A 23,966-nucleotide genomic window follows, 5' to 3' on the forward strand; every position below is an offset into this window, starting at 1 on the left:
CCGAACGAGACCGGGGCCGGTCCCGCCGCGTTGGTGGGACCGGCCCCGGTGCTTGGAGGCTGACGGTGTCAGTCTTGGGTGGCGATCATGGTCTCGTAGCGGTAGAGGAGGGTGGCGACCTCGGCCCGGGTGATGCTTCGGTCGGGCTGGTAGGTGCCGTCGTGGTAGCCCACGGACAGTCCCTCGCTGGCGAGCCAGGTGATGGCCTGGTAGGCGGCGTCACTGGTAGGGACGTCGGTGAACTCGGTGTCCTCAGGGCCTATATGTTCTGGGTCGATCGCCCGGTATAGGAAGGAGGCGAACTCACTACGGGAGATGTGACGGGTCGGCTTGAACTCTCCGTCCTGGTAGCCGTGGGTGATCTCGTGGTCCCTCGCCCAGGAGATCGGCTCGTAGTGAGTGTGTTCAGCGGCGACGTCGGGGAACGGCTTGCTCTCGGGCGTGTATTCCGGGTCCAGGTAGCGGTAGAGGAAGGCCAGGGACTCGCCGCGGGAGATCTCCCGGTCCTTGCCGAAGGACCCGTCACTGTAGCCGTGGGTCAGGCCGGTCTCCTGCATCCACCGTACGGGGGCGAAGTGCCTCGAACCGGGCTGATTGTCCGAGAAGTCCTCCACCGGCTCCTCCGGGCTGCCGGGCTCGTCCCCACCGTCCACCTGCACGCCGACCAGGATCGGGTTGTGGTCGGAGGAACGCCACTGATCGGGGGTGTAGAGCTGCTCCGGGGTGTAGTTGTAGCGGGAGTACTCCATGGCCACGGACTCATTGGCGTTGATCATCCAGATGTCACTGCCCGTGACCGTCTCATCGGCGGCAGCGGAGGCGAAGATCCCGTCCAGCGAGCCGACGCCGGCATCGTAGGCGTAGGAGTACTCGCCCTCGGCCTTGGCCCCCTGGCTGACGTAGCCGGCGGCTTCGAGGACCTTGATCGGGTCCTCCTTCTCGTAGGCGTTGAAGTCGCCCATGAGGAACACCTGGTTGGTATCCTCGGAGGCCTTCAGATTCTCGGCGAAGTCGACCAGGGACTCGGCCTGGGCCACGCGGTCCGCATTGGACGCACCCTGGCCGTCATCCGAGTCCTCATTGCCGGGACCGGAACCGGAGCCCTTGGACTTGAAGTGATTGGTGATGGCCACGAACTCGGTGCCCTCGATGCTGCCGTCCTCGCCGAGGGCGCGGAAGGTCTGGGCCAGCGGCTCGCGGGCATTGCCGAAGGCGGGATCACCGGTCAGGATGGTGGATTCGCCGACGGTCTCCACCGTGGCCGGCTGGTAGATGAAGGCGTTGCGGATGTAGTCCTCGTCCGCGGCGGCGGGACGCTCGGCCGGTGAGGCGGCGTAGGCCCACTTCTCCGAGCCGGCCTCGGCATTGAGAGCCTGCACGAGTGCGGCCAGGGACTCGTCACGGTCCTTGCCGAACTTCACGGGGTTCTCGATCTCCTCGAGGGCCACCACGGAGGCGTCAAGCCCATTGATGGCGGCGACGATCTTCTCCTGCTGGCGCAGGAAGTTCTCCTCGTTGTAAGCACCGCGCGGATCGCAGTAGTCGGTGGCGATCGGGTTGCCCTCATGGTCCAGGTACGCGTCGCAGTCCTCGAACTCGTCTCCCAGGGTGGTGAAGTAGTTCAGCACGTTGAAGGAGGCCAGCTGCACGTTGCCGCCCACGTCCTCCGGGCTGGCCTCCGACTCACGGGTGTTCTCGAAGGTGGCGGGCTGGACCTCCTCGGCGTTCTCGTGGGTGAGGTGCTGGGTCGGCTGGAAGTTCCAGGCATCGTAGCGGTAGTCGAGGATGACCGGGTCGGTGAAGGCCACGGCGGAGCCCACCCGAACCGGGTCGTCGATGTCCAGGTACGGCAGCTTGTTCTGATTGCCGGGGGAGCGCATGAAGTTCGTCGAGGCACCGTCGTCCAGAACGATGAGCTTCTCGGCGTTCTCTGCCATCACAGCCTGCGCTTCGGCACCCGGGTTGGCGACCGACGTCGGGTTCGGCAGCGGGTCGGAGCCTGGGGCAAGGCCCAGGGAGCCGTACGCGTTGACGTCGTAGTTGTCCGTGATCGTCCACTCCAAGCCGGAGGGGTCGATCAGCATGCCCTCGTGGGCTTCCTTGGTCGCCTCGTCGGCGGGGAACTCCACGGCGGTGGGCTTGACGGCCTCTGCGGCTTCCTCAACCTGCTCCACACCGCCGGCGCGGACCGTCAGCTGGGTTCCTGTGTAGTACTCGCTGACCTCACCGGTGACCTGCACGTGGTCGCCCAGGGCCACGTCGCCCACGGTGTCGGCTGAGTAGATGAAGATGGCGTCCGAGGCACCCGGGGTGGCGTCCTCGCCGCCACCGGAGCCGGCGGTCTGGAGGTAGTAGCCGTTGAAGCCGCCGGTCGAGTAGACAGCGGTCACCACACCGTGGGTCATGACGTTCTTGCCGACCATCTCTGAGGCGGATCCGGTGCCCTGGATCTCGGCGATCGGCGTCACCTCGGTGGGGACCTCGGGCTCGGGCTCCGGCTCACCGGTGCCGCCCCCCGCGGTCTCGCCCGCGGCGTTGGTGGGGGTCACCGCGCCGGTAGCCGTGAAGTCGGCGGAGTTGTCATCCGTGTCCACACCGTCCGCGCGGGTCATGGACTTCGGGTCGTTGTTCGCCGAGGGGCCGGTGGCGGCGGCGGTCTCGAAGGTGTTCGAGGTGCCGTAACCCAACAGGTCGACGACGCCGGCCGCCTCGGTCTCAGCGGTCACGGAACCGACTGGCAGGGAGACCCGTTCGGTCTGGTTGGCCAGGACGATGGTCCCGTTGGTGCCAGCGAAGGCCACGCTGGTGCCGATACCGGCATCGGCGGCTGGCAGGGCCTCACCGTTCGGCTCGTTGCCATTGGCGTTGCCCTGGACCAGGTAGTAGCCGCCGGCCTTGATGGTGCCCGAGAGCTCGATGACCCCGGTCGGTTCGCCGGTGCCGCCCGAGGAGCGGTACTGGATGGACCAGCCGTCCAGGGAGACGTCGGCATCGCTCGGGTTGTAGAGCTCCACGAACTTGTGGGTGAAGACGGCGTTGGCCGAACCGCCGTTGGTGTAGGCCTCGTTGATGATGACCGGGTCGTCGGAGGGAGCCGCCGTGGCGGCCTGCGCCGGGACCACGAGGGTGGCGGACAGCAGCGCCATCGAGGCGCCGACTGCTGTCAGGCGTGAAGAGAACGTCAAGGTGACTACTTTCAGTGAGGGGTGGGCGCGGTGACGACATCAGGAACTGGCACTCAAGAACTGTCATCCGGGGATTGCAGTCCGGGGAACTGCCATCCGAAAGCGTCCCGGTTCACTGTCGTTGTCGGGTGGGAACGGGACGCTTTCGACCGCGAGTGGTCCGGGGTGGGCTGGTCGGGCGGTGTCAGTCTTGGGTGGCGATCATGGTCTCGTAGCGGTAGAGGAGGGTGGCGACCTCGGCCCGGGTGATGCTTCGGTCGGGCTGGTAGGTGCCGTCGTGGTAGCCCACGGACAGTCCCTCGCTGGCGAGCCAGGTGATGGCCTGGTAGGCGGCGTCACTGGTAGGGACGTCGGTGAACTCGGTGTCCTCAGGGCCTATATGTTCTGGGTCGATCGCCCGGTATAGGAAGGAGGCGAACTCACTACGGGAGATGTGACGGGTCGGCTTGAACTCTCCGTCCTGGTAGCCGTGGGTGATCTCGTGGTCCCTCGCCCAGGAGATCGGCTCGTAGTGAGTGTGTTCAGCGGCGACGTCGGGGAACGGCTTGCTCTCGGGCGTGTATTCCGGGTCCAGGTAGCGGTAGAGGAAGGCCAGGGACTCGCCGCGGGAGATCTCCCGGTCCTTGCCGAAGGACCCGTCACTGTAGCCGTGGGTCAGGCCGGTCTCCTGCATCCACCGTACGGGGGCGAAGTGCCTCGAACCGGGCTGATTGTCCGAGAAGTCCTCCGGGACATCGGTGCCGATTGTGAGGGCCGAGCGGACCTCGGTGGTGGACTCGTAGGCGTCGTCGTAGGCAACGGTCATGACCAGTTCGCCCCCGCCGGTGACCTCGGGTGCCTGCAGGGTGGACAGGTCTGCGGATTCGCCGTCTGCTGCCACCTCCACGGTGCCGACCTCCACGGCCTCGCCCTCGGCCGGCTGGAAGACCACGGAGACCGAGGTGGCATCACCTGCGCCGTCGGAGTCCATCTCGAGGTTCTCCAACGCCAGGGAGAGCTGCGCGCCGGGGGCGGCGGTGCCAGTTGCGTCCTTGACCTCCACCGCCTTCTTGGCGAAGTCCGGGCGGATATCGCCGGACGCAGCGGTCTCGGCCTGCACATACTCCTGGAAGGCCTGGTTGTCCATGATGCCCAGGTCGACCTTGTTTTCCTGACCGGTGGCGAAGCCCTCGTAGCCGTCGGGGGCGGAGTTCTCCGTGCCCACCCAGGAGTCATCGGCGAGGAAGGACAGGGTGCCGATGGTGTACATCTCGTCCAGGGCCACGGGCTCGCCGGAGATCCAGATGCCGGTCACCTTGTCGTCCTGTGGCCGCGACTCGTCATAGGTCCAGGTCAGTTCCTCGGACCAGCCCAGGTGCAGGGTCTTGTTGCCGTTCTTCCAGTTCTCCTCGAGGACCTGCTTGAGGGAGGAGCCCGGGATGTCGAAGTAGGTCAGCGTGTTGCCGAAGGGAGCGAAACTCAGGATTTCTCCGAGGGTGACTTTGCCGTGGAGCTCGTCCGGCTTATCAGCGAAGGAAGGGGTGGCAACGAACTGGTCGTACAGCAGTTCGGAGCGCAAACCACCGGAATTGGTGACGCCGAGGTCCACGTCAGGGTTGTTCAGGGAAATTCGGTCTTTGAGGGCATTGGCGGCCCAATTGCCCAGGGTGCTCTCCTGGCGGCGTGTTCCGCCGGCACCCCAGGACCCGCTTTCTTCGATGCGGGTCTGATAGTCGGTGGTGATGGAGGCGTCCATCTCGCCGATAACGGTTCCCTGCAATTCCGCGAACTCCGCGACGGCGGCCTGCTCGAGCGAGTAGACCTCGGCCGTGACCTCGGACTCGGCGGCGGCCTCGTCCGGGTCCTGCTCGGAGCGGTCGATCAGGTCACCGGTGTAACCGAGAACATCCTTGGAATCGGTGTCGATCTCGAGTTCCACGGCAGCAAGCAGGCTGCCGGATTGACCGGCCTGCATGACCGGACGCTCCTTACCGCCTGCGGTGGTGGTGTCGTAGTCGTATGTCTGGTGGGTGTGACCGTTGAAGATCACATCCACAGATTCGTCAGTGCCGTTGACTATGGAGTCGAACACGGAGGAGTTTTCCACCTCGGCGGCCAGCTCGCCGTTGCCGGGGGCACCATCGTGGTACGAGGCCACAATGACGTCGGCAGTGCCGGCGGCCTCGATCTCCTGGACCACGCCGTTGACGCCCTCGACCAGGTCGATGACCTCGTTGCCCTGCAGGCCGGAGCCGGTGGTGGTGGCGTAGAGGTTGTTCGGAACGGCGCCGATCACGGCGACTCGCACCCCGTCCACCTCGAAGATCTCGTGATCGGTGAGTACCGGCTCCTTGGTTTCCGGGTCCACGAAGTTCGCGGCCAGGAAGTCGAAGTCGGCGATGTCCATGACACGGCCGGTGAGGTCGTCCATGCCTTTGTCGAACTCGTGGTTGCCAGCGGCCGAGACATCCAAGCCGAGGGCGTTCATGATCTCGAGCGTCGGCTCATCGGCCTGCGCGTTGGAGACCGACTGGGAAGCACCGATCAGGTCGCCGGCGGTGGTGAGCAGAGTGGAGCCCTCGCCGTTGGCGCCTTCGAACGCGGCCCGATAGTCCTCAACCGTGTCCGCAAACTGGGTCCCGGTGTACTTGTCCGAAAGTGCCCCGTGGAAGTCGTTGAAGCTGAGGATGGAGATCTTCTCGGTGCCCTCGGCCGCCGGCTCGGCGGCGGCCTTCACGGCCTCATCGGTGGACACAGAAGCGCCGGCCCCTGTGGAGGCCGGCGTGGGTGGTTCGGTGGTGGCAGACGCAGGCAGTGCGACGGCGGGAGCGGCAACGAGCCCCGCGGTCAGAACACCTGCCAGCAAGGACTTCCGTGACTGCAGCGACATGTGATTCCCTCTTTGGTTCCCCTGGAAGGTGCGGACCCGCCGGTGATGGGGATGTACCGGCGCTGGTCGACTTCCACTGAAGTGGCAGCCCCGTCATCTGATCACCGCCGGGTGAAATTCCGGTAACGGTGGGGGGAACGGTACAGGGGAGGACTGGTGAAGACCAGACCCAAAAGACAGCTATGCCGTGGCAACCGGTTAGGCTGCCACGGCATAGCTGGTGGTGCAGGCGCGGATGGTAAGAGATTCGAACTCTTGGTACGGGGTTACCGCACACTGGTTTTCAAGACCAGCTCCTTCGGCCGCTCGGACAACCATCCCAGAAGGACCATTCTAAAGGCCTCGATCAGCCTACCGGTCTCACGGCAGTTCATGGCTGGGACTGTTCCGCTCCGGCAACTGTCATGCCTCAGTCCTGCACAGGTGGGCCTTCTCCAGACTTTCATCCACAACTCGGGGCGCCGCTGCTTATCGTGTCCGGCCACCTTCGTAGAGTAGTACACATGTTCGAAGCCCAGCCGAGTCAGCGAAGCGACGGTGATGTGCGCCAGCCCGACGGCGGCGCCACCGGTAGTGCCACAGCCGCCGGTGCGCGGGTTCCGGTGGTTGCGGTCCCGGTCAACGCGCTTCACCTCATCGGCCTGCGCCAGGCCCTGGCGCTGATGGTCCCCGCCGCGGCCCTCAATCCCGGTGAGTTGGACGCGCGGCGGTCCATTGCATCTCCGGACGGGGCCGAAGCAGAGGCCATTGACCGGATTCAGGCCCTGGAAGCACTGAAATCAGCTTGTGCAGCCGCCCAAGCCCGCGAGACCGCCGCCCTGCACACCCACCGGACCAACGCCGAGGCTGCCCAGGGCATTCCCGAAGCTCGTCGGGGTCGAGGGCTGCCCGGCGAAGTCGGCCTGGCCCGCCGCACCGGATCCCGGGGCTCCAAACAGCTCCGCCTTGCCCTGAACTTGACGGCGGATTTGCCCCACACCCTGGAGGCGCTGACCACTGGCCGCATCAGCGAAGAACAAGCAGCCGCGATCGACCGCCAAACCCACTGGCTCACCTCATCCCAACGCCAGGCCGCCGATTCTGTCTTGGCCGAGCGGATCGAATGCCTCGGCCACCGCGAACTCGTCCAGGAAGCTCAAGCCGCTGCCCAAGGACAAGACCCCGCCGCCGCGCTCCAACGCCAGGAACAAGCCTGCCGCGACCGGCACCTGAGCCTGAAGCCCGCCCAGACCAACCCCGGCATGGCCTACCTCACCGCCTTGCTGCCGATCGCCCAGGGCGCGGCCTGCTACCAGAACCTAACCTCGGCCGCTGCCAGCACCATCGCCGAAGGCGACGCCGCCGAGAGGACGCCACAGCAGGTCCTCACCGACCTCTTCGTCCAGCGCCTCACGGGCCAGACAACCGCCGACGCCGTCCCCGTCGAGATCCAACTGATCATGACCGACACCACCCTCCTCGACACCGCTAACGACTCATCCAGCCCTGCCGGACCAGCCGGGTCTACTGCCGGAACTGCTGGTCAGGCCGCTTCTGGATCCGGGCGGGAGGCGAACCTCCCGGCGTGGTTGCCCGGTCACGGTCCGATCCCGGCACCGGTGGCACGCCGGATGATCGCGGACACCGAGGCCGAGGTCTTCATCCGCCGGCTCTACACCGCACCTGGCACCGGTCAACTCGTCGCGATGGACTCCCACCGCCGCGCCTTCTCCGGCCTGCTGCGGCACATGGTGCTCCTGCGAGACGGGATCTGCCGAACCCCGTACTGCGATGCCCCGATCCGGCACGTCGACCACGTCACACCCCACCGCGAAGGCGGGCCCACCTCCTGGGACAACGCCTCCGGACTCTGCGTGCGCTGCAACCACACCAAAGAAAATCCCGGCTGGGCCCACCACGCCACCGCCGGCGAACTCCGTGTCACCACCCCCACCGGCCACGAGTACACCAATCACCCCCGGCCCCTCACCCCACCAGCAGAGCCAGAATGCCCGTCGACAGCACCACCGCTGAAAGAAGCGCAGTCGGAGGAACCTGGACGGCCACGAGTGATCGCCTGCTCCACGAACACCACCGTGACCGCCACCCTGCCGGACAACCTCTCCAAGGACATGCCAGACGGCTCGTCACTGCGCGCAATAGTCAGACCACGGAGGGGGAGATCGGCGCTGAGGTCACCGTTGCGCTTTGAGATGGCTCACGCGACCCTGCAACTAGGCCACACCCTGCAACCAGACCACCCGAGTAGCCTAGAAGCAACGCTGAGAAAGTCGTTGGCCAGCCACTAGAGAAGGGGAGGACCATGTCCCAGGAGCTCCATCACCACACCATGCGGGCCGTGACGTACACCGGCGCCGGCGGTCGCGAGGTCCTCTCAGTGGAGGACCTTGCCCTCCCTGTGCCCGGGACCGGTGAGGTCCTCATCAAGGTCACCGCTGCCGGCATCAACCGCGCGGACCTGCTGCAGCGGGCAGGCAACTATCCGGTCCCAGAGGGTGCCTCGGAGGTGCCCGGGCTGGAGGTCGCCGGAACGATCGAGGAGACCGGGGCCGGCGTCGGGAACTGGGATTTCGGCACGCCTGTCTGTGCCCTGCTGGCCGGTGGCGGCTATGCGGAGTACGTGTCGGTCCCCGCCGGACAGGTGGTTCCCGTACCAGACGGCGTCTCCCTCACCGATGCGGCCGGCCTCCCGGAGGTCGCGGCCACCTGTTGGTCCAACCTGGTCCAGCAAGCGGGCGTGGGCCGGGGCGACTGGGTGCTCGTGCACGGTGGCACCGGCGGGATCGGCTCGTTCGCTCTGCAACTGTTGAAGGCACTGGGCGCGCGTCCCGTGGCGACCGCCGGTAGCGCGGAAAAGGTGCAACGGAGTCTCGAGCTGGGTGCTGAGGCAGCCATCAACCACCGCGAGGAGGACTTCGTGGCCCGGATGAAGGAGATCACCGGCGGTCATGGCGCGGATGTGATCCTGGACGTGATGGGTGCGAAGTATCTGGAGAAGAATGTTGCTGCCTTGGCGCAAGGCGGGCGACTGGTGGTGATCGGCCTGCAGGGCGGTGCCTCCGGAACCCTGCCGATCGGCAAGGTCATGGGCAAGAACGCCGTGGTGACCGGGACGATGCTGCGTCCACGGCCCGCGGAGGAGAAGGCCGGGATCATGCGGGACGTGGCCGAACACGTCTGGCCGCTGGTGACCTCCGGAGCCATTCGCACCACCACGGACGCGGTGTTCGCTCTGGAAGACGTGGCGGCGGCCCAGGACCGCTTTGAAGAGGCGGACCGGACGGGCAAGATCCTGCTCGTGACCGGGGAGACGCCTTGATGGCCGGACCGTTTGCGCGGCGTCGGCAGGCCAAGAAGGATGAGACAGAGCTCGGCACCGAACTCTGGCGCCGGAGTCATGACTGGTTCATCCGCTCGCTGGACCGGTACTGGCAGGTCGTCCAGGAGGTCCGCGCCGAGGGCAGGATCCCCGAGGATGAGTTGAACGGGCTGGTCAATGCCGGCAACGTGCTGGCCGAGTTGGCGCCCCGGGTGCGCCACCTGTGCGTGGAGGCCCACCGCCAGCACCCCGGGACCGGTCTGCAGGTCCCCGCCTCAGGCAGCGACGTGCACCGCATCCTCTCCCGGGCAGCGAACGACCTGGCCACCACCGCCCAGGCCGCGGCGTTGTTCCGGCTGGGGCAGGCCTCCCTGCACTCGGTGGGACGCCGGGCCGAGAAGGTCGTGGCCGCCGTGCAGGAGGCGGAAGAGGCTGCCGAAATCCGCCCCGGAGCCTAAGACCCGCTCGAGGGCCCGTTGGGGCTGGAAACGACAACGCGCCGCTGTGGGCTTAGATCCCATCAACGGCGCGTTTCCTGTCTGAGCCCCCTGCCGGATTCGAACCGGCGACCTGCTCTTTACGAGGGAGCTGCTCTGGCCAGCTGAGCTAAGGAGGCGAACGCTGGCACCCGGGGGTGCCACGGCTATCGATGATAGCGGGCCGGTACCCCGCCCGGCAAAAGCAGAGTGAGCACACGGCGTTCACAACCCACAGATGACGTTCACTTCACGTCCAACCACAGGACAGGTCGCTGCGGTGGAGTGGTCCGAACATGATGACAGGCCCGGCACCCGCCGGGCCGTCTGTCTACGGGAGGACAGTTGTGATGATGCCTGCCACCGCCCAACCCCACCGGGACGTCCGTACGCGGCGTCCGCTGAAGCTGGCCGTGCTGGACATGGCCGGCACCACCGTGGACGAGGGAGGCCTCCAGGACGAGGCCTTCAACACCGCGATCCTGCAGGAGGGCATCGAACCCGGTGGCTCCCGATCGGACGCGATGGTGGGGTATTTCCGCGAGGCCCGCGGCACGTCGCGGCATGAGATTTTCCGCTCGATCTTCGCCGAGGACCTGGTGGCGGCCCGCCGTGCCAATGCGTGCTTCGAGGCCACCTATGACCGGTTGCTCGCCGAACGTGGCGTCCGCCCGGTGGACGGTGCCGCGGAGGCCGTGGCCGCGCTCCGCGAGGCAGGGATGAAGATCGTGCTGACCACCGGTTTCGCCCGGCACACCCAGAACATGATCCTGGAGTCACTGGACTGGATGGGCGTCTCCGATCTCAGCCTGTGCCCCTCGGACGCCGGCCGCGGCGTGCCCTACCCGGACATGATCCTCACGGCCCTGCTGGCCCTGGACCTCGAGGACGTCCGCTCCGTCATGACGGTCGGGGACACGGCCGGGGACATCCGGGCCGGCCAGCGGGCCGGTGCCGGGCTGACCGTCGGAGTGCTCACCGGCTATCACGACGAGGCCGTGCTCAGCGGTGCCGGTGCGGCCGCCGTCGTGCCCTCCATCCGGGACGTCCCGGCCCTGGTGAGCGGCGCGGGCTGCTGACCCGCGGGCAGACTTCTCAGTCGCAGGTCAGCCCGTCCTCGGGCACCTCACCGTCGATCAGGTACCCGTCCACGGCGGTCCCGATGCACTCCCCGGCCCGGCCGTAGGCGGTGTGGCCCTGGCCGTTCCAGGAGACGAGCACCCCGGACTCGAGCTGGTCGGCCAGCGCCGGGGCCCACTCGTACGGGGTGGCGGGGTCGCCCTGGGTGCCGATGACCACGATCGGCGCTGCCCCGGGGGCACTGGCGGGGGCGGGCTCGTCCACCGGCTTCTCGGGCCACTCGGCACAGTTCGCCCCGCCGTAGGCCAGGAAACGGCCGATGGTCGGGGAGGCCTCGTCCAGCTGCTCGGCCTGGCTCCGGAGCGTCTCGGTGTCGGACGGCGCGGAGGAGTCGAGGCAGTTGATGGCGGTGAAGGCGTCGTTGATGTTGGAGCCGTACTCGCCGTCCTCGTCCCGTCCGGCGTTCAGGTCCGCGAGGTAGAGCATCAGGTCCGGGTTGCCGTCCATGGCATCGGCGACGGCCTGGGTGAGCATCGGCCAGTTCTCGTCGGCGTACAGCGGGGTGATCAGCCCCGCGACGAAGGTGGCGGCCGGCACCTGCCGCCCGTCGGAGGACGTCAGCGGGGACTGCTCCACCTGTGCCAGCAGCTCGCGGAGCTGCTGCACGCCGTCCTCCGCAGTGCCGGACAGCGGGCACTCCGGGCCGGCCAGGCAGGACTCGGCCCACGCCGTGATGGCCTTCTCGAACGCCTCGGCCTGGCCCAGGCTGACCTCGAACTCGTCGAGGGAGGGATCCATGGCCCCGTCCAGCACCATCCGGCCCACGTTGGCCGGGAACTGCTCGGCGTAGGAGGCCCCCAGGGCGGTGCCGTAGGAGAAGCCGAGGTAATTCAGCTGCTGATCGCCCAGCACGGCCCGCATCAGGTCCATGTCCCGGGCCGCGGAGTCGGTGTCCACGTGGCCGAGGACCTCACCGGTGTTCTCATCGCAGGCCTGCGCATACTCTCGGGCGGAATCCCTGACCTGGTCCAGACCCTCGTCTGTGGAGGGATCGAGGTGCTCCTCGCGGGCCGCGTCCATCTCCTCGTCGGACAGGCACTCCACCGGCGCCGAGCGGGACACACCCCGAGGGTCGAATCCGACCACGGCGTAGTGGTCCTGGACGGCTCCGGAGACCACGTAGTCCAGGGAGTCCACCACCATGTCCACCCCGGACGCCCCCGGGCCACCGGGGTTCAACAGCAGGTGCGGCGCGCCATCCTCGGCGCCGCCGGTCCGGACCAGGGACAGCTCGATCCGTTCACCCTCCGGATCCGCATAGTCCAGCGGGGCCTCCACGGTGGCGCACTCGAAGTCGCCGGCATCCTGCTCGCAGGACTGCCACGCGGGCTCCTGGGCGTAGAGGTCCTCCAGCCCCTCCGGAACGGCGGCGGTGCCCGACGTCGGCTCCGCGGCTCCGGAGGTCGGCCCACCTGGCTCACCCGGTCCTCCGTCCGGCCCGCCATCCGAGGTGCAACCGGTGAGCACCAGGGCGGTTGCGAAGACGGCGGCGATGGCACCGGAGGTGGACGGGAAGGGGTGCAGGCGCACGCGGGGTCCTTTCGGGACGGTGGTCAGGCGGTGGTCGGTGGGTCAGACCTGCTCGCCCGGACGTCGGTCCAGGATGCGGTCTGGCAGGAAACTCATCGTCATGGCTTCGAGCGCCAACAGTGGGGGCACGTTGCCGGCCAGGCGCCGGCGGGCGGTGGCCACGGCGTCGATCCGGGCCACGGTCCGCTCGGCGGTGGCGCCGTGGGCGTAGGAACCGAGTTCGTCCCGGAGGTGCTCGTTGACCAGCTCGGCCCCGGTGCCCAGCTGCAGGGCCAGCACGTCCCGGAACAGGCCCGTCAGGTCGATCATCGCGCGGTCGAGGGTGTCATGCACGGAGCGCTTGTTGCGTGCCGTCTGGCTGTCCTCGAGGCGCTTGACATGGTGGCGCAGCTTGGGCGGGACCTTCTCGTCCTCACCCAGGCCCAGCGCGCGCAGCAGACCGGCCCTCTCCTCGGCGTTGCGGACCTCGGCCGAGGACTTCGCCTCCTCCTGGGTGACCTCCACCAGCTCCTTGGCCAGGGCCACCGCATCAGAGGTCGCCTGGATCCGCAGCGGCAGGTGGACCACGGCTTCACGGCGCTTCCGGGCCCCCTCGTCCCGGGCCAGCCGCCGGGCCATGCCCACGTGGGACTGGGAGGCACGGGCCGCGAACAGCGCCAGTGCCGGGTCCAGGCCGTCGCGGTCCACCAGCAGGTCCGCGACCGACTGCACCGACGGGATGCGCAACCCCACGGGACGGCAACGGGAGCGAATGGTCACGAGCACGTCCGCAGGGGAGGGCGCGCACAGCATCCAGATGGTCCGGGCCGGCGGCTCCTCGATCGCCTTGAGCAGCACGTTCGTGGCGCGCTCCGTCATGCGGTCCGCGTCCTCGATGATGAAGATCCGCCACCGCCCGGAGGAGGGGCGGTCCTGGGCGAGGGCGATCAGCTCGCGGATCTCGTCGATCTTGTAGGTGACGTTCTCGGTGGCCATGACCTTGACGTCCGCGTGCGTCCCCGCGTGCACGGTCAGGCACGCGTGGCAGTGTCCGCAGCCGCGCTGAGCCGGGTCCTCTCTCTCGCACTGCAGTGCCTGGGCGAATGCCCGCGCGGCATTGGACCGTCCGGAGCCGGGCGGCCCGGTGAACAGCCAGGCATGGGTGGGGGAGTCCATGGTCGCGGCCCGGGACAATTGCCGGACGGCGGCCTCCTGACCCGCGAGTTCGGCCCACGCGGGTGCCACGCTGGGCGGGAAATCGGGTGGGGAGTCGGTTGCGGAGCTCATCGGCCAGCCTCGCGGCCGAGCGTCCCGGCGACCCGGCCCCAGACCTCGGCGGCGATCTCGAGGGCGGGCCGGCCGGCGTCGAGCACCAGGTAGCGGTCCGGGGCCAGAGCGGCACGGTCCGTGAAGGCGGTGCGGATGCGCTGGTGGAAGGGTTCGGGCTCGGACTCCAGGCGGTCCGGTCCGGTGCCGCCGGCAGCCTTTGCACGGTCGGCGCGGCGGGTGGCGGCGGTGCCGGTGTCCACGTCCAGCAGGACGGTCAGGTCCGGGTGCAGCCCGCCGGTGGCCCACTCGTTGATCCCGGCCACGGTTTCTGTGCCGAGGCCCCGGCCGGCACCCTGGTAGGCCACGGAGGAGTCCACGTAGCGGTCGGTCACCACGGTGCGGCCGGCGGCCAGGGCCGGGCCGATCAGCTGGCGGACGTGGGCCGATCGGGCGGAGGCGAAGATCAGGGCCTCGGTCACCGGGTCGATGGGGGCGTGGGCCGGGTCCAGCACGAGGGAGCGCAGCTGTTCGCCGACGTCGGTCCCGCCCGGCTCGCGCGTCAGCAGCACCTCGTGGCCCTCGGCCGTCAGTCGTTCGGCGAGCAACCGCGCCTGGGTGGACTTGCCGGAGCCGTCCCCGCCCTCGAAGGCGATGAAGAGACCCTGCGGACCGGTCGGCAAAGGGACGGGTCCGGAGGAGGTGGAAGGCTGCTCGATCACCGGTCCAGCCTAACGGCCCCTACCGTCACAACGGGCAACGATCCACAGCCCCGGGCCCCCACCGGACGTACGATTTCAGGATGCATCCCGAAACCCTGTTGGTCAGTGCCTCCCGTCCCGCCCGGGAGGTGGATGCCCCGGTCAACGATCCGGTGCATTTCACCTCCACGTTCGTCGGCTGGGAGCCGGACGCGGCGGGGCCCCGCCGGCTCTACGGGCGCATGTCCAATCCCACCTGGGACGGCCCGGAGCAGCTGCTGGCAGCCCTGGAAGGTGTGGAGGACCCGGCCGGTCGGCCCGCCCTGCTGTTCTCCTCCGGCATGGCCGCCATCTCGGCCGCCCTGCACCTGGCCCCGAACGGTGGCCGCATCGTGGCCCCGCAGCACGCCTACCAGGGCGGGCTGTCCCTGCTGGACTCGCTGCAGCAGACCGGACGGCTGGCCGTGGAGCGGGTGGATGTCACGGACACCGAGGCGGTGACCGCGGCCGTGGCCGGCGCCAGCATCCTCTGGCTCGAATCGCCCACCAACCCCATGCTGGAGGTGGCGGATCTCGCCGCCCTCACCGAGGCCGCGCATGCGGCCGGCGCCCTCGTGGTGGTGGACAACACCTTCGCCACGCCGTTGGTGCAGCGGCCGCTCGAGCTGGGCGCCGACGTCGTGGTCCATTCGGTGACCAAGTACCTGGCCGGGCACTCGGACGTGGTGCTGGGTGCCGCCGTGACGGACGACGCCGGCCTGCACCGCCAGCTGCACGCCCACCGCACGCTGCACGGGGCGATCGCCGGTCCCATGGAGGCGTTCCTGGCGCTGCGCGGCATGCGCACCCTGGCCCTGCGCCTCGAGCGCTCGCAGGCCAATGCGGCCGAGCTGGCCCGCCGCCTTGATGCGGCCCGGCGCGAGGGCACCCTGCCGGTGGCCGCCGTGACGTACCCGGGCCTGCCGGACCACCCGCAGCACGCCCTGGCCGCCGCCCAGATGCAGGGTGGTTTCGGCTCCGTGCTGACGGTCGTGATGGAGGGTGCGGCGGCAGCCGATGCCGTGGTCCAGAACCTGCGCCACTGGGTCCCCGCCACCTCCCTGGGCGGCGTGGAGTCGCTGGTCGAGCGCCGCCGGCGTTTCGACGGTGAACCGGCCACCGTCCCGGCCGGCCTGCTGCGGCTGAGCGTGGGCATCGAACACGTGGACGACTTGTGGGAGGACCTGCAGGCCGGGATGGGGGCCACGGCGGTAGGCTGAGCGCATGTATCCGTGGATTCTGGTCACGACCGTTGAGAACTGGCTCTACATCGCCTTGTCCCTGGTGGCCGTCGTGCTGGCCGTCTGGGCCTTCGGCGACTGCCTGACCCGGGGCAAGGACCAGTTCGAACGGGCCGGGCAGAAGACCAAGACGTTCTGGCTGCTCCTCACCGGGGTGGCGGCGTTCGTGGGCCTGGTGTCCATGGCCGGGGCCATCGGCAGTCTGGGCGCCGGGTTCAGCCTGTTCCAGATCGCTGCCCTGTGCGTGGCCGCCGTGTACCTGGCCGGGCCGCGCGGTGAGCTGAAGCTCTTCGGCAGCGGCGGCTCGCGCCCCTACGGGTATTGATCGGGTCTCGTCGCACGGCGAACCGGGTGGCTGTGTCCCATTAGGATGTGGCCATGGCTGAGACACCCTACAAGCTCGTCCTGCTGCGGCACGGCCAGAGCGACTGGAATGAGAAGAACCTGTTCACCGGTTGGGTGGATGTGCCGCTGACCGCCAAGGGCCGCGAGGAGGCCGCCCGGGGCGGTGAACTTCTCGCCGCCGAGGGGCTGTTGCCGGACGTCCTGCACACCTCCGTGCTGAAGCGGGCCATCACCACCGCCAACCTGGCCCTCGAAGCGGCCGACCGGCAGTGGATCCCGGTCAAGCGCGACTGGCGCCTGAACGAGCGCCACTACGGCGCCCTGCAGGGCAAGGACAAGGCCCAGATCCGGGAAGAGTTCGGCGAGGAACAGTTCATGGTCTGGCGCCGCTCCTATGACACCCCGCCGCCCGCGCTGGACGACTCCTCCGAGTTCTCGCAGGTCGATGATCCCCGCTATGCCAGCCTCGGAGAGGGCATGCCGCGCACCGAATGCCTTCAGGACGTGGTCACGCGACTGCTGCCGTACTGGGAGACCGAGATCGTGCCGGATCTGAAGGCTGGCAAGACCGTCCTGGTGGCCGCCCACGGCAATTCCCTGCGCGCCCTGGTCAAGCACCTGGACGGCATCTCGGATGAGGACATCGCCGGGGTGAACATCCCCACCGGCATCCCGCTGTACTACGAGCTGGATGAGCGCCTCAAGCCGGTGACCGCGAACGGCCGCTACCTGGATCCGGAGGCCGCGGCCGCTGGCGCCGCCGCAGTGGCGGCGCAGGGCACTGCCAAGTAACCCCCGCGGTCAGTCGATCGCGATGATCGGCTCCCACTCGCCGGTGGCGAGGTAGGTGACCTTGCGGGCCACGGAGACGCCGTGGTCGGCGAAGCGCTCGAGGAAGCGGGAGGCCAGGGTGACGTCCGCGGTGGTGGCGGCGGAGGCATCCCACGACGGGTTGGCGACCGAGGTGAAGTTCTTGGCGTGCAGCTCGTTGATGGTGGCGTTGAGCTTCACGATCGTGGAGGCGTGCGTGAGGTCGTGGGTGGCCAGCAGCTGCTCCACCTCGGCGGCGACCTCCACGGCGTACTCGGCCATCTGACGGAAGTCCTCGCGGGCGGAGGCGGGGACCACCAGGTCCGGGAACCGGCGGCGGGCCAGCTGGGCGATGTGGCGGGCCAGATCGCCCATGCGCTCCAGCGAGGAGCTCATGCGCAGGGCGGCGACGACGGTGCGCAGGTCAGCGGCCACGGGTCCCTGCAGGGCGAGGAGCTCAATGGCCTTCTCGTCGAGGGCGGTCTGCAGGTAGTCGATGCGCGCGTCATTGGTGATGACCGTCTCGGCCAGCTCCACGTCGGCCTCTTCGAAGGAGACGCGGGCCTTGTCCATGGCCTCACGCACCAGACCGGCGATCTCGGTGAGCTGGTCGCCCAACGACTTCAGATCGGCGTGGAACAGTTCTCGCATGGATGAGTCCTCAATCCGGCTGGTCGGTGATGGGGCCGCTGTGTGCAGGCGGCCACGGGCCGTTCCTGCTCTTCAGGCACGGATCCGCGATCATCTTGGCGGACCAAGGTGAACACGATCTGAACCGCGGGAACGTTCCCATGCACATTATGCCCTGAGGAGCGCCCACCGGGCCGGAGCCCCGCTCCACGCCGGGGATGCGGAGGGGGACGTGGCGGTGGTCTCACTGTGCGGGCCCTCGACACCTGACGACGCCGCGCGTCGCGATGGGTAGTCTGGTCTGCGTGACGGATCCCGTAGTCGTAGGCGTGGTGTGCGGCCTCATCGGCTTGATCCTCGGGGTGCTCGCCATGCTGGCGTTCCGGGCCTCCGAGCGCAGCCGTGCGGTCCACCTCACCGTGGGCGAGCCGTCCATTCCGGACGGTGCCGCCGAAGTGCTCTCCGTGATCGGCCGCGCCTATGTGCTGGTGGACGCTGTCAACGGCGTGGTCCGGGCCAACCCCTCCGCCTATGCCTTCGGCCTGGTCCGCGGTCACCACCTCGTCCATGAGGACCTGCTGAACCTGACGGACCGCGTGCGCTCCGACGGGATCATCGTGGACCGCAAGTACGAGCTGCCGCGCGGCCCCCTGGGCCAGAGCACACTGGTGGTCCAGTTGAGGGTGGCCCCGCTGGCTGATGAGTACATCCTGCTGCTGGCGGACGACCGCACGGAGATCACCCGGACAGAGGCCATGCGGCATGACTTCGTGGCGAACGTCTCCCACGAGCTGAAGACCCCGGTCGGCGCGATCTCGCTGCTGGCCGAGGCGCTGGACGACGCCGCAGACGACGAGGACGCCGTCCGCCGTTTCGCGGGCCGCATGAGCATCGAGTCCGCCCGGCTGGCCGCGCTGGTGCAGGACATCATCGAGCTCTCCAGGCTCCAGGGCAAGGACACGGTCCGGGCCGGGCAGCCCGTGGACCTGAACAAGATCGTCAACGAGGCAGTGGACCGTTCCCGCATGCAGGCCGAGGCCCGGGACATCGACATCCGAGTGGCGGGTGAGGTCTCCGCGACCGTGTTCGGCGACCACGACCAGCTGATGACGGCGCTGCGCAACCTGATCGACAACGCGGTGCGCTATTCGCCGGACGGCACCACCGTGGGTGTGGGCCTGCGATCGGTGCGCGGCCTGGCTCAGGTGTCCGTCACGGACCAGGGGGTGGGCATCCCCGAGGAGGAGCAGGACCGGATCTTCGAGCGGTTCTACCGGATCGACGCCGCCCGCTCCCGCCAGACCGGCGGCACCGGTCTGGGCCTCTCGATCGTCAAACACGTCATCTCGAACCACGGCGGGGAAGTGACGGTCTGGTCCCAGCTGGGACGAGGCTCGACCTTCACGGTCCGGTTGCCGGAGATGGAGCCCGATGCCGGGCAGCACGCACAACCAGTGAACCAACGGGGCCTTGCCGCCCCGGCAGGCGGGGAAGGAGCCCAATCATGAGCCGCATTCTGATCGTGGAGGACGAGGAGTCGTTCAGCGACCCGCTGTCCTATCTGCTGGGCAAGGAGGGGTTCGAGGTCGAGGTCGTGGCCGACGGCAACGATGCCGTGGTGGAGTTCGACCGGGCGGGTGCCGACCTGGTGCTGCTCGACCTGCAGCTGCCGGGCCAGTCCGGCACCGAGGTCTGCCGGCAGCTCCGGCAGCGCTCCAGCGTGCCCGTCATCATGCTCACGGCCAAGGACTCGGAGATCGACAAGGTGGTGGGCCTGGAGCTCGGGGCGGACGACTACGTCACCAAGCCCTACTCCTCTCGGGAACTCGTGGCCCGCATCCGCGCCGTGCTGCGGCGTCAGGGGGAGCCGGAGGAGCTGATCAGCTCCACGGTCCAGGCCGGTCCGGTGCGGATGGACATCGAACGCCATGTGGTCTCGGTGGGCGGCGAGCAGGTGTCCCTGCCGCTCAAGGAGTTCGAGCTGCTGGAGATGCTGTTGCGCAACTCCGGCCGGGTGCTGACCCGGGGCCAGCTCATCGACCGCGTGTGGGGCTCGGACTATGTGGGGGACACCAAGACCCTGGACGTCCACGTCAAGCGCCTGCGCGGCAAGATCGAACCGGACCCGTCCAACCCGCGCTACCTCGTGACCGTCCGCGGCCTCGGTTACAAGTTCGAGCCGTAGGCCGTTAGCGAGTCAACGAGCGGACGCACGAAGGGCCGGCACCGAAGTGGGTGCCGGCCCTTCGCCGTGATGCTGTGGTGAGGCTGGGCCTCAGTGGTGGCCGCCCTCGTCGGCGGCCGGGGTCTCGTACAGGTGAGCGTCCACGGACGGATCGGCTCCGCCCGGGACGAAGGGCCGGTACTCCTCCAGGGTGCCGTTGAGGATGGTGATGCCCACGGTCTCGGAGACCCCGTCGACCTCGACGGTGGCGTCCACCATGGTGCCGGGGCGGCCGCCCGAGCTCGGGATGATCTGTTCGTTGGCCGGATCCTCGAGTTTCAGGGTGTCGTCGCCCGGCACCGAGAAACGCGTCTGGGTGCCGGCCACGGTGATGGTGACCTCGAGCGGCTCGCCGGAGGCCGAGCCTAGGGTGCCGATGTAGCGCGCCTCAGAGTCCGGCTCGCTGGTGATCAGGGCGATGTTGCGCAGCTCGGCGTCGCCCACGTTGGCCACAATCCCGTCGGATGGCGCGTACCGCAGTGTGGTGGCCTGCATGTTGACGGCACTGCAGCCGGTGGCGCCCAGCAGGGCGACGGCGGCCAGGCCGGCCACGGAGGCGTTGCGGGTGGTGGCCTTGGAAGCGGCGAACTTCACGGTGGGTTCTCCTCGGTGCGAACGTCAGGCGCTGTGCATCACCGGGTCTGCGGACACGGGTGAACACACGGCGCGGTGCTGACTCGAGACTACCGTATGCACCCGTTCCAAGGCCGTCTGCGACGCCGTGCGGGGGAGCAGGGTGAGGGGGAAGGCGCATTATGTCGTTTTCGGCCCTGGGTTCAAGTAACGACACAGGTGACGAAAATGTGACGTGGTAAACTCTTGCGGAGGGAAAGGGGACCATTCATATGGTTTTTGAGGTCGGAGAAACAGTCGTCTACCCCCACCACGGTGCGGCGAAGATCGAAGAGATCAAGATGCGCACGGTCAAGGGTGAAGAGAAGATGTACCTCAAGCTCAAAGTGGCCCAGGGCGACTTGACGATCGAAGTGCCGGCGGAGAACGTCGATCTGGTCGGCGTACGGGACGTCGTGGACCAGGAGGGCCTGGAACGCGTTTTCGGTGTCCTGCAGGCGGAGTTCACGGAGGAGCCCACCAACTGGTCACGTCGTTACAAGGCGAACCTGGAGAAGCTCGCCTCGGGTGACGTCATCAAGGTGGCCGAGGTGGTCCGTGACCTGTGGCGTCGGGACCAGGACCGGGGCCTGTCCGCCGGGGAGAAGCGCATGCTCGCCAAGGCCCGCCAGGTGCTCGTGTCCGAGCTGGCGCTGGCCAAGAAGACCTCGGAGGATGACGCCGCCCTGCTGCTGGACGAGACCCTCGCCGCCTGATGCGAACCACGGTCCTCATCGTGGCCGCAGGCTCGGGATCACGGCTCCAGGCCGGCGTCCCCAAGGCCATGGTCACGCTCGGTGACGGGCACACCATGCTCGAGCACTGCCTCGACTCCGTGGTGGCCGCCCGGGATGCGGGCGCCATCGAACTCAACGCCATCGCCGTCGTCGTCCCCGGAGACCCGGATCACGCGGCATCCCTGGAAGCGGTCTGCCATGACTTTGCGGCCCGGACCGCCGTCACGGTGCAGACGGTCCCGGGCGGCGCGGAACGGGCGGACTCGGTGCGAGCAGGGCTGGCCGCCGTCCGGACGTTGGCCGGGTCTGCTGGGTCAACTGGTGGTCCCTTCGGGCGGCACGCGCTCCTCGTCCACGATGCGGCCCGGCCCTTCGTGCCGCCGGCGGTCTTCGAGGCGGTGGTGACGGCCCTCGAATCCGGGACGGCCGCCGTCGTTCCCGCCGTCGAGGTGGTGGACACGATCAAGACCGTGGCCGGCGCAGCGCCGGAGGAGGTGACCGGCACCCTCCAGCGGACGCAGTTGAGGGCTGTCCAGACACCCCAGGGCTTCGACCTGACATCCCTCGAGGCCGCCCACCGCCTGGCGGAGGAGGGTGCCGGCGGCGCTGCGGCCCTGACGGACGACGCGATGGCGATGGAGGCGGCAGGCCACCGCGTCGGCGTGGTGGCCGGTGATGCGCTGGGCTTCAAGATCACCACCCAGCTGGACCTGATGCTGGCCAACGCCCTGCTGGCCTCGGGCAGGGCCACCCCACCGGCCCACTCGACGAACCTGGAGCACCACTGATGACAGCACCCGCCGCACCGAAGTTGCCGCGCACCGGCATCGGCACGGACGTCCATGCCTTTGCTGCCGACGGCGAGGACCGGGCCTGTTGGGTGGCCGGCCTGGAGTGGCCGGGCGAGACCGGACTGTCCGGCCACTCGGACGGGGACGTGGTGGCTCATGCCGCGTGCGATGCACTGTTCTCCGCCGCCGGGATCGGTGACCTGGGGCAGCACTTCGGCACCTCCCGCCCCGAATGGTCCGGGGCTGCCGGCACCACCCTGCTGGCCGAGGCTGCCCGCCTGGTCCAAGAGGCCGGCTTCGGCATCGGTAACGTCGCCGTGCAGCTGATCGGCAACCGCCCCAAGGTCGGCCGGCGGCGGGCCGAGGCCGAGCGAGTGCTGTCCGCGGCGGCCGGCGCCCCCGTCTCGGTGTCCGGGACCACCACCGATGCGTTGGGGTTCACCGGGCGTGGCGAGGGGCTGGCCGCCGTCGCCACCGCCCTCGTCTACCCGCTGGACTAGTATTCACTTCCGTGGCACAGCGCTTTTATGACACCAAGACCGCAACGGTGCGGGACTTCGTCCCCCTGACCGAGGGCGAGGTCTCGCTCTACTACTGCGGCGCCACGGTGCAGGGCATGCCGCACGTGGGGCATGTGCGCTCGGCCATCGTGTTCGACATCCTGGTCCGCTGGCTCGAGTACACCGGCCTGCAGGTGACCAGCGTCCGCAACGTCACAGACATCGATGACAAGATCCTGGAGAAGTCCGCCGCGTCCTACGGCGCGGACTTCGAGGAGGACGAGAACTACCCGGCCGATGAGCCGTGGTTCGCCCTCGCCTACCGGTTCGAGCACGAGTTCGCCCGCGCCTACGCCGCCCTCGGGGTTCGCCGGCCCACCTACGAGCCCCGTGCCACCGGTCACATCCCGGAGATGGTGGCGCTCATCCAGCGCCTCATCGACGCCGGCCACGCGTACCCCGCCACGGACGGTTCCGGGGACGTCTACTTCGAGGTGAACTCCTGGCCCTCGTACGGCGAGCTCACCCGCCAGCGGGTCGAGGACCTGCAGGACGCGCCCGACGCCGACCCGCGCGGCAAGCGCGATCCCCGCGACTTCGCGCTGTGGAAGGGCGCCAAGGAGACCGATCCGGCCACCGCCGCCTGGGAGTCGCCCTGGGGCAGTGGCCGGCCCGGCTGGCACCTCGAATGCTCCGCGATGTCCACCAAGTACCTCGGCAGCCACTTCGACATCCATGGCGGCGGACTCGACCTGCGCTTCCCGCACCACGAGAACGAACTGGCACAGTCCGCCGCGGCCGGGGACGGCTTCGCGAACTTCTGGCTGCACAACGGGATGGTGACCTACGCGGGCGAGAAGATGTCCAAGTCGGTGGGCAACACCATCTCGCCCGAACAGATGCTGGAGCAGGCCCGTCCGAAGGCCGTGCGGTACTTCCTCGGTCAGGCGCACTATCGCTCCCAGCTGGACTACCGCCCCACCTCGCTGCAGGAGGCCGAGGCCGCGATCGAACGGATCGAGGCGTTCCTGGATCGGGGGGCGGATGTGGTGGCCGACCTGCAGCTGAAGCGCGAGGAGGCCGCCGCCGTCGCCGGCACCCTCACCGGGGAGGAGGCACCCGAGGCCGTCTATGTGGCCCAGTTCAGCAGTGTCCCCATGGCCTTCCGCGCCGCGATGGAGGATGACCTCAACGTCCCGCAGGCCCTGGCGGTGCTGCACGACGCGGTCCGGGCCGGCAACAGCGCCCTGGCCGCCGGGGATGAGGACGCCGTGGAGCAGCACTACTCCGACGTGCAGTCGATGGTGGAGGTGCTCGGCCTGGACGACGTCCCCGAACCCGAGTCCGCGCAGGACCCGGCGGCCCACCATGCCCTCGACACCCTGATCCGGGCCCAGCTGGACGCACGGGCCGCCGCGCGCGCGGCGAAGGACTGGACCACGGCGGACGGGATCCGGGACACCCTGGCCGCGGCCGGCGTCGTGGTGGAGGATTCCGCCGACGGCGCCCGCTGGTCCTTGCAGTAGCCGGCCGGCGGCCACGGGCCGGGGCCGTAGACTGGGGTCAGTCTCG

At 68.7% G+C, this 23,966-nt stretch carries 20 protein-coding genes and 2 tRNA genes; 13 read left to right on the forward strand and 9 right to left on the reverse strand.

From position 1 onward, the window contains the following. Positions 1-68 precede the first annotated feature (68 nt). The 3 genes from BOSE125_RS01260 to BOSE125_RS01270 form a co-directional block, all read right to left on the reverse strand. Complete coding sequence (locus tag BOSE125_RS01260; protein WP_236557754.1) at positions 69-3,185, reverse strand: ExeM/NucH family extracellular endonuclease; 3,117 nt, start codon at positions 3,183-3,185, stop codon at positions 69-71. Positions 3,186-3,369: 184 nt separating this feature from the next. Then, positions 3,370-5,919: an S-layer homology domain-containing protein gene (locus BOSE125_RS01265; RefSeq protein ID WP_236557755.1), complete on the reverse strand. Its 2,550-nt coding sequence runs from the start codon at positions 5,917-5,919 to the stop codon at positions 3,370-3,372. 367 nt (positions 5,920-6,286) lie between these two features. Beyond that, positions 6,287-6,374 (reverse strand) — tRNA-Ser (locus tag BOSE125_RS01270). A gap of 183 nt (positions 6,375-6,557) precedes the next feature. Between BOSE125_RS01270 and BOSE125_RS01275 the strand changes: the two genes are divergently transcribed. Genes BOSE125_RS01275 through BOSE125_RS01285 form a run of 3 tightly spaced genes read left to right on the forward strand, consistent with a single transcriptional unit; the run spans position 6,558 to position 9,831 of the window. After that, the gene (locus BOSE125_RS01275) at positions 6,558-8,342 is read left to right on the forward strand and encodes an HNH endonuclease signature motif containing protein (protein WP_159548941.1); all 1,785 of its coding nucleotides are present in this window, start codon (positions 6,558-6,560) and stop codon (positions 8,340-8,342) included. A gap of 14 nt (positions 8,343-8,356) precedes the next feature. After that, positions 8,357-9,373, forward strand: a complete 1,017-nt coding sequence (locus tag BOSE125_RS01280; RefSeq protein ID WP_236557756.1) for an NAD(P)H-quinone oxidoreductase — start codon at positions 8,357-8,359, stop codon at positions 9,371-9,373. Further along, on the forward strand, positions 9,373-9,831 hold the full coding sequence (locus BOSE125_RS01285) for a hypothetical protein (RefSeq protein ID WP_159548944.1): 459 nt from the start codon (positions 9,373-9,375) through the stop codon (positions 9,829-9,831). The genes BOSE125_RS01280 and BOSE125_RS01285 overlap by 1 nt, the downstream gene beginning before the upstream one ends. 84 nt (positions 9,832-9,915) lie before the next feature. Here BOSE125_RS01285 and BOSE125_RS01290 read toward each other — a convergent pair. After that, a tRNA-Thr gene (locus tag BOSE125_RS01290) sits at positions 9,916-9,989 on the reverse strand. A 210-nt stretch (positions 9,990-10,199) separates the two neighbouring features. Here BOSE125_RS01290 and BOSE125_RS01295 point away from each other — a divergent pair. Further along, positions 10,200-10,928 carry an HAD family hydrolase gene (locus BOSE125_RS01295; protein ID WP_236557757.1) on the forward strand — a complete coding sequence of 243 codons (729 nt, stop codon included), beginning with the start codon at positions 10,200-10,202 and terminating at the stop codon, positions 10,926-10,928. Between the two features lie 16 nt (positions 10,929-10,944). Here BOSE125_RS01295 and BOSE125_RS01300 read toward each other — a convergent pair whose 3' ends face one another. From BOSE125_RS01300 to tmk, 3 genes are read right to left on the reverse strand one after another with little or no spacing between them, the layout of a single operon-like run. After that, positions 10,945-12,519 carry an alpha/beta hydrolase gene (locus BOSE125_RS01300; RefSeq protein WP_236557758.1) on the reverse strand — a complete coding sequence of 525 codons (1,575 nt, stop codon included), beginning with the start codon at positions 12,517-12,519 and terminating at the stop codon, positions 10,945-10,947. Positions 12,520-12,561: 42 nt separating this feature from the next. Continuing rightward, positions 12,562-13,785: a DNA polymerase III subunit delta' gene (locus tag BOSE125_RS01305; RefSeq protein WP_159548950.1), complete on the reverse strand. Its 1,224-nt coding sequence runs from the start codon at positions 13,783-13,785 to the stop codon at positions 12,562-12,564. Further along, entirely contained in the window at positions 13,782-14,486 is a 705-nt protein-coding gene (gene tmk / locus BOSE125_RS01310; protein ID WP_236557759.1) for a dTMP kinase, read from the reverse strand. Before tmk ends, BOSE125_RS01305 begins: the two co-directional genes overlap by 4 nt. Positions 14,487-14,566: 80 nt before the next feature. Here tmk and BOSE125_RS01315 point away from each other — a divergent pair, with 80 nt between their 5' ends. Genes BOSE125_RS01315 through BOSE125_RS01325 form a run of 3 tightly spaced genes read left to right on the forward strand, consistent with a single transcriptional unit; the run spans position 14,567 to position 16,882 of the window. Then, a complete protein-coding gene (locus BOSE125_RS01315; protein ID WP_159548953.1) occupies positions 14,567-15,724 on the forward strand; it encodes a PLP-dependent aspartate aminotransferase family protein in 1,158 nt (385 codons plus the stop codon). 4 nt (positions 15,725-15,728) lie between these two features. Then, the gene (locus BOSE125_RS01320) at positions 15,729-16,070 is read left to right on the forward strand and encodes a DUF2516 family protein (RefSeq protein ID WP_159548956.1); all 342 of its coding nucleotides are present in this window, start codon (positions 15,729-15,731) and stop codon (positions 16,068-16,070) included. A gap of 53 nt (positions 16,071-16,123) precedes the next feature. Further along, positions 16,124-16,882 carry a phosphoglyceromutase gene (locus BOSE125_RS01325; protein WP_159548959.1) on the forward strand — a complete coding sequence of 253 codons (759 nt, stop codon included), beginning with the start codon at positions 16,124-16,126 and terminating at the stop codon, positions 16,880-16,882. Between the two features lie 9 nt (positions 16,883-16,891). On the opposite strand, the gene phoU is transcribed toward BOSE125_RS01325, so the two are convergent. After that, positions 16,892-17,551 (reverse strand): phosphate signaling complex protein PhoU, encoded by a 660-nt coding sequence (phoU, locus tag BOSE125_RS01330; protein ID WP_159548962.1) that lies wholly within the window; start codon positions 17,549-17,551, stop codon positions 16,892-16,894. A gap of 350 nt (positions 17,552-17,901) precedes the next feature. Between phoU and BOSE125_RS01335 the strand changes: the two genes are divergently transcribed. Next, on the forward strand, positions 17,902-19,038 hold the full coding sequence (locus tag BOSE125_RS01335; RefSeq protein WP_236558095.1) for a cell wall metabolism sensor histidine kinase WalK: 1,137 nt from the start codon (positions 17,902-17,904) through the stop codon (positions 19,036-19,038). After that, positions 19,035-19,715 (forward strand): response regulator transcription factor, encoded by a 681-nt coding sequence (locus BOSE125_RS01340; protein ID WP_159548968.1) that lies wholly within the window; start codon positions 19,035-19,037, stop codon positions 19,713-19,715. The genes BOSE125_RS01335 and BOSE125_RS01340 overlap by 4 nt, the downstream gene beginning before the upstream one ends. Before the next feature lie 90 nt (positions 19,716-19,805). On the opposite strand, the gene BOSE125_RS01345 is transcribed toward BOSE125_RS01340, so the two are convergent. Continuing rightward, entirely contained in the window at positions 19,806-20,348 is a 543-nt protein-coding gene (locus BOSE125_RS01345) for a hypothetical protein (RefSeq protein ID WP_159548971.1), read from the reverse strand. A gap of 251 nt (positions 20,349-20,599) precedes the next feature. Between BOSE125_RS01345 and BOSE125_RS01350 the strand changes: the two genes are divergently transcribed. From BOSE125_RS01350 to cysS, 4 genes are read left to right on the forward strand one after another with little or no spacing between them, the layout of a single operon-like run. After that, positions 20,600-21,082: a CarD family transcriptional regulator gene (locus BOSE125_RS01350; RefSeq protein WP_159548974.1), complete on the forward strand. Its 483-nt coding sequence runs from the start codon at positions 20,600-20,602 to the stop codon at positions 21,080-21,082. Further along, complete coding sequence (locus BOSE125_RS01355) at positions 21,082-21,891, forward strand: 2-C-methyl-D-erythritol 4-phosphate cytidylyltransferase (RefSeq protein WP_159548977.1); 810 nt, start codon at positions 21,082-21,084, stop codon at positions 21,889-21,891. The genes BOSE125_RS01350 and BOSE125_RS01355 overlap by 1 nt, the downstream gene beginning before the upstream one ends. Beyond that, positions 21,891-22,394, forward strand: a complete 504-nt coding sequence (gene ispF / locus BOSE125_RS01360) for a 2-C-methyl-D-erythritol 2,4-cyclodiphosphate synthase (protein ID WP_159548980.1) — start codon at positions 21,891-21,893, stop codon at positions 22,392-22,394. Before BOSE125_RS01355 ends, ispF begins: the two co-directional genes overlap by 1 nt. An 11-nt stretch (positions 22,395-22,405) precedes the next feature. Then, the gene (cysS, locus tag BOSE125_RS01365; RefSeq protein ID WP_159548983.1) at positions 22,406-23,920 is read left to right on the forward strand and encodes a cysteine--tRNA ligase; all 1,515 of its coding nucleotides are present in this window, start codon (positions 22,406-22,408) and stop codon (positions 23,918-23,920) included. The last annotated feature ends 46 nt before the right edge of the window (positions 23,921-23,966 follow it).

The organism is Citricoccus sp. K5, assembly GCF_902506195.1.
GTDB lineage: Bacteria > Actinomycetota > Actinomycetes > Actinomycetales > Micrococcaceae > Citricoccus.